This window comes from Streptomyces sp. 13-12-16, from assembly GCF_002114215.1.
In the GTDB taxonomy this organism is placed as follows: Bacteria; Actinomycetota; Actinomycetes; order Streptomycetales; family Streptomycetaceae; genus Streptomyces.
Genome location: NZ_NCTE01000354.1, coordinates 1 through 5,019, shown reverse-complemented (window position 1 = coordinate 5,019; position 5,019 = coordinate 1). Strand labels below are relative to the sequence as shown.

General features: G+C 73.7%; 6 protein-coding genes. 1 reads left to right on the top strand and 5 read right to left on the bottom strand.

All coding sequences use genetic code 11. The features are described 5' to 3' along the window. Nucleotides 1-124: 124 nt before the first annotated feature. From B7767_RS14995 to B7767_RS14975, 5 genes are all read right to left on the bottom strand, one after another. Nucleotides 125-922, bottom strand: a complete 798-nt coding sequence (locus B7767_RS14995) for a transferase (RefSeq protein WP_085572629.1) — start codon at nt 920-922, stop codon at nt 125-127. Then, the gene (locus tag B7767_RS14990; RefSeq protein WP_085572628.1) at nt 919-2,184 is read right to left on the bottom strand and encodes a glycosyltransferase family 4 protein; all 1,266 of its coding nucleotides are present in this window, start codon (nt 2,182-2,184) and stop codon (nt 919-921) included. The genes B7767_RS14995 and B7767_RS14990 overlap by 4 nt, the downstream gene beginning before the upstream one ends. A gap of 64 nt (nt 2,185-2,248) precedes the next feature. Continuing rightward, nucleotides 2,249-2,659 carry a hypothetical protein gene (locus B7767_RS14985; RefSeq protein WP_085572627.1) on the bottom strand — a complete coding sequence of 137 codons (411 nt, stop codon included), beginning with the start codon at nt 2,657-2,659 and terminating at the stop codon, nt 2,249-2,251. A 91-nt stretch (nt 2,660-2,750) separates the two neighbouring features. After that, nucleotides 2,751-3,266 (bottom strand): MarR family winged helix-turn-helix transcriptional regulator, encoded by a 516-nt coding sequence (locus B7767_RS14980; RefSeq protein ID WP_085572626.1) that lies wholly within the window; start codon nt 3,264-3,266, stop codon nt 2,751-2,753. Between the two features lie 34 nt (nt 3,267-3,300). Continuing rightward, on the bottom strand, nt 3,301-4,398 hold the full coding sequence (locus tag B7767_RS14975; RefSeq protein WP_085572630.1) for a PP2C family protein-serine/threonine phosphatase: 1,098 nt from the start codon (nt 4,396-4,398) through the stop codon (nt 3,301-3,303). Between the two features lie 243 nt (nt 4,399-4,641). Here B7767_RS14975 and B7767_RS14970 point away from each other — a divergent pair. Further along, nucleotides 4,642-5,019, top strand: a 378-nt coding sequence (locus B7767_RS14970; RefSeq protein ID WP_107486107.1) for a hypothetical protein, incomplete at its 3' end; no start/stop codon positions are given.

Here is a 5,019-nt window from a genome sequence, read left to right as displayed (position 1 = left end):
ACGGTCACCCGCCCCGACCGGCGGTGACCCGCTCCCTGTCCTGCTCCGCGGGAGTCCCTTTCCCTCCCCCGCCCGAAGACGGGGCGTGCACGGGACGCCCCGGACGGTGGGGGAGGACGACCGTTCAGCCGAGGACGGTCACCTCGACGGCGAGGTCGTTGTCGACGGTGTAGTAGGGGCGTACCGCGGACCCGCCCACCGTGACCCGCGGGTACACGAACACCGCCTTGCGGTCCGCCACGTCGTCGAGGAGGCGGCCGACCCTGGTGAGCGGCGCGTCGGCGGCGGGACGGAGGAAGACGTCCCAGATCCGGCTGCCGGAGGCCACGAGGTCCTCGCAGGCGACGGTGAAGGCGAAGCCGCCGTCCTGGGCCGGCCGTACCGGGACGCCGTGCAGGGTGTCCTTGGTGCCCCGCAACCGCAGCACCGCCCGGGCCCCTTCGGAGAGTTCGGCTCCGTGCAGACGGGCGCGGACCGTCATCGTCCCGTCGGCGATCTCCACGGGGCCCGCCTCCGCGTGGGCGGTGCGCAGCCAGGTCCGTATCGCGAGGAAGCCGTCCTTGGTGGCGTACGGCACCCGGACGGCCACCGGTGACGGCCACGCGCGCGAGCCGCCGTCGACGAGCGCCCGCAGATCCCGCGGGCCGGGGCGCAGCCGCTCCCGTCCGGCGTCCGGACCGCTCAGCAGATACGTGTCCCAGCGGCCCTCCGCGAGCCGGGGCAGCGCCTCCAGCACGGCCCGGAACTCGCCGTCGTCGCCGTGGGGTTCGAGGTCGAGGGTGCGGGTCGTCTCCTCGGGCCGGCCCTTCTTGGGGCGCAGCACCAGCAGCAGCCGGGGGTGCGTGGCCGCCGGTGGCCGCAGGCTGAAGGTGATCCGGCCGTCGGCGTCGACGGAGCAGTGGGTGCGCGGGGCCGTGTTCATCGGCGTCCCTTCCGTACGGTGCGCAGCGCGTTCGACGCGGCGGCGCGGGCGAGGTCGCGGGCGGCGTGGCCCCGGCTGACGAGGGTGTGCTGTCTTCCGCCGTGCTCCGCCGTGCCGCGCCGTCCGCCGCCGCGGGCCTCGATCGCGTCCTGGAAGAGGCGCTCGGCGTGGGCGACGACCGGACCGGGGGCGAACCGGTGCGCGTTGGCCACGGCCGCCTCGCCCATGCGGCGGCGGCGCTCGTCGTCGCGTACCAGGTCGAGGAGGGCCGCGGCGAAGGCCGCGCTGTCCCCGACCGGCACCAGCCGGCCGTCCTCGCCGTCCTTGATGATCTCGCCGGGCCCGTAGGGGCAGTCGGTGCTGACGAAGGGCAGTCCGCAGCGCATCGCCTCGACGAGGGTCATGCCGAACGGCTCGAAGTTCGAGGCGGCCACGCCGATCGAGCCCTTGACCCACTCGGCCTCCATGGGGATCGCCGCGCCCATGAGGAAGACGTTGTTCCACAGGCCGAGGCTCTCGATCAGGGCGCGCAGCCGGTCCTGTTCCTCGCCCTTGCCGTAGATGCGCAGCTGCCAGTCGGGGTGTTCGGCGGCCACCCGGGCGAACGCCTCGATGATCAGGTCGAACCGCTTGACGGGGACCAGCCGGCCGGCCGCCACCACGACCTTGGCGGTGCCGTCGGCGATGGGGAGCGTGGGGTCGGGGACGCTGTTGGGGAGGGCCTCCACCCGCACGCCGGGCAGCCGCATCTTGCGCCGGTAGGAGCCGGCGTCGGCCTCCGTGACGGTGGTGAGCACGTCGAGGCGGCGGTAGGCGCGGCGCAGCGCGGTGCGCAGCGCGGGCGGATGGTTGTCGAGGGTGAGGTGCTCCTGGCCGACGCGTACGACGCGCTCCGGGGCCTGGAGGGCGAGGTGCACGTTGAGTCCCGGCCGGGTGCCGACGACGACGTCGGCGTCGATGTCCGCCAGGCACTCGGCGATCCGTTCGTCCGTCAGTTCGCTGTACTGGTGGTGGCGGTACTCGGCGGCGGGGAACACCTTGGCGGGTCTGCCGTGCAGCGGGTGGTCCTTCTCCCTCCGCAGATCCACCAGCGCCCGCAGCCGTACCCCGGGGTGCGGAGTGAGATTGGGGTGCTCCCGGTGCCTCAGCACCGAGACGATCTCCACCTCGTGCCGTTCGGCCAGTGCGGCCGCCAGGTTGAACGTGGTGGTGATCGTGCCTCCGATCCCATAGGCGTTGTGGATCAGAAAAGAGATCTTCATAGCGGCCTAGACCGCATAAGTCGTTCAGGAGTTGTCCGCTGTTATCAGTTTGTGGCCGCGATGATCACGGTTGTTGAAGTGCCGGGTCCCGGCGCTGGATCCGCATGCCGGGGCGGCGGCGGTGGACGGTCAGGTACGTCAGGCCCTCGGGGCCGGCGGTGAGGCTCCGGGTGGAGCCGTGCGGGAGCCAGGTCAGGGTGCCCGCGGGGAGGGGGCGGGGGCCGTCGGGGGCGGTGAGGGTGCCGTGGCCGGCGAGGACCAGCAGGAGGACGTCGAGGTCGGGCTCGCGGTGGGTGTCGACCCCGTGTCCGGGTGGGATGCGTACGACGTTGGCGTCGAGTTGGCGGCCCGGCTCGGCGAGCCGCCACAGGGCGCCGGCGGACGCGTCGTCGAGGGCGGCCAGGGCGGCCGTGTCGCACAGGACCCGCGGGAGCGGAACGTCCTCGCCGAAGACGCCGCTGCTTTCTGAGGTCATGGGGTGTCACCGTCCCGGGTGCGTGGACGCGGCGGCCGTCCGCGACCGCCTTTCAAATGCGAACCTAGCATGCAGATTTGGCCGGCGCCGGTCACGGCCCGTCGTCCACCTCCCACCCGAGCGGGTACGGCTGCGGTTCGGTGGCGGGGGGCTCGCCGCCGGCCTCGTTGAACGCGGTGAGGGCGCCGACCAGCGCCGCCCGCTGGCGGGGGGCCAGCCGTTCGACGATCGCGGCGATCTCGGCGCGGCGCCGCGCGGTGACGTCCTCGACCGTGTGCCGGCCCTCGTCGGTGAGCCGCAGCAGGGTCTCCCGGCGGTTGGCGGGGTTGGTCTGCCGGTCGGCGAGGCCGGCCGCGATCAGCCGGTCGACCATGCGCATCGCGGTGGACGGGGCGACGTGGAGCAGGTCGGCGAGCGTGACCAGTTTGGTGGCGCCGCGGGTGGAGAGCACCACCAGCATCCGGAACTGCGGCAGCGTCACCCGGTCCTCGACCGCGGCCAGGGAGCGCGCGGACACCGCCACCAGCAGCCGCGAGGCGGTCAGCACCGCGTGGGTGACCGCCTCGACGTCGTCCCTGGCCCCGCCGGGGGGCTCGTCCCGATGCATGTGTCCTTTGTACCCCGCGGTGCTCGCCGCCCCCTCACCCGGTGGGCGCGGACTCCTCGCCCCGGTGGCGGTGGTAGCGCAGGAGGAGCATCGCGGCGTCGTCGCCGGGCGGTCCTCCCGCGTGCTGGACCAGGTCCTCGCGCAGGGCCTCCAGGGCCTGGTGCGCGTCGGGCTCCTTCAGCAGGTGCGTGCGCTCGCCCAGCGGGTAGAAGCGCCCGTCCCGGTCGCGGGCCTCGGTGACGCCGTCGGTGTAGAGCAGCAGCTGCTCACCCGGGACGAACGCCACCCGGTAGGGCTCCGGCCCCTCGGCGCCGTGCTCGGACAGGCCCAGCGGCAGCGCGAACGACGGCGGCTCGGGGAAGTCGGTGCCGCCGTCGCGGCGCAGCAGCATCGGGGCCGGATGGCCGTAGTTGAGGAGGACGACCTCCTGGCCGGCGCCGATCTCCGCGAGGATCGCGGTGACGAACCGCTCGCCCTCCAGCTCCCGGGCCACGCTCCGCTCCACCCGCTCGCCCAGCTTGACGAGGTCCGGCTCGTCGTAGGCGGCCTCCCGGAAGGCGCCGAGGACCACGGCGGCCGTCTCCACGGCGGCCAGCCCCTTGCCCTGCACGTCGCCGAGGATGACCCGGACGCCGTGCGGCGAGGCCACCACCTCGTAGAGGTCACCGCCGATCCGCGCCTCGGCGACGGCGGACGTGTAGGAGACGGCCACCTGCACGGGTCCCGCGGTCAGCGGCACCGGCCGCAGCAGCACCCGCTGGGCGACCTCGGCGATCGACCGCACGCTGGCCAGTTCGGCCTCTCTGCGCGAGCGCATCACCGCGGCGGCGATACCGACGCCGGTGACCCCGGCCACCGACACCATGGCGGTGTAGCCGCGGCGCGCCGGGAACAACTCGTTGTACAGGCCCAGCCCGGCACAGAGCAGCAGCGCCAGCACGCCGATCACCGCCGTACGGCGCCAGCCGCCGACCAGGCCCGCGAAGGCGGGCCCCAGCGACACCAGGGGAAGCAGTCCGACTCCCGGACCGGCCACGACATCGACGACCGCGATCACCGCCATCACCGCGAACGGCATCCAGGACAGCGCGGACCGCGCCCACCGGCTCGATGGCGGTTTCTCGTCGGTCATGTCCTGCTCCAGCGGTGTCGCGGGCACTCGGGAGCCGCCCGATTCCTCCGCAGACGCCCCTCCCCCACCTTTAGACTATGCAAAGGTCTACCGCCCCGTGCCCCTCCGGGTGGACCTTTATCCGATCGAGTCCACATCCGGGCCGCACCGTTTCGGCCCTATGTTCGGTTCCGCGGGCCGCTGTTCATTCGTTTTTGCGCTGTGCAATGATCCTGGCGGGATCCTCGAAGGGAATGAACGGACGTGACCGCGCAGAAGCCGGACGACGGCGGGACGCCAAAGGAGCGGGACGGTACGCCGTCGCTGCCCGAGGACGTCTGGCAGCGGTTCCTCACCGACAACGAGCGCGCCATCCGGGCCACCGCCCCCAAGGAGCCCTCCGCGCTGCAGCGGACACGGCCGCACACCGGCGGTGGCGCGCCGCGGGAGGACGCCGACGTCGAGGCGGTCGGTGATCTGTGGCAGCCGGACGATCCGTGGGAGGGTCCGTCCTGGCGGGAGATGGACGGGCGCGCCAGGCTGCGCCGCGTCGGCCGCGTGGCGGGCACGGCCGCCGCGATCGCCCTGGCGCTGGGCGCGTGGTCGCAGCTGTCCACCGGTGCGGGCACACCGGCCGAGGCG

Coding starts and splice junctions, on each gene's coding strand:
- B7767_RS14995 (WP_085572629.1), bottom strand. CDS start 922: ATGAACACGGCCCCGCGCACCCACTGCTCCGTCGACGCCGACGGCCGG.
- B7767_RS14990 (WP_085572628.1), bottom strand. CDS start 2,184: ATGAAGATCTCTTTTCTGATCCACAACGCCTATGGGATCGGAGGCACG.
- B7767_RS14985 (WP_085572627.1), bottom strand. CDS start 2,659: ATGACCTCAGAAAGCAGCGGCGTCTTCGGCGAGGACGTTCCGCTCCCG.
- B7767_RS14980 (WP_085572626.1), bottom strand. CDS start 3,266: ATGCATCGGGACGAGCCCCCCGGCGGGGCCAGGGACGACGTCGAGGCG.
- B7767_RS14975 (WP_085572630.1), bottom strand. CDS start 4,398: ATGACCGACGAGAAACCGCCATCGAGCCGGTGGGCGCGGTCCGCGCTG.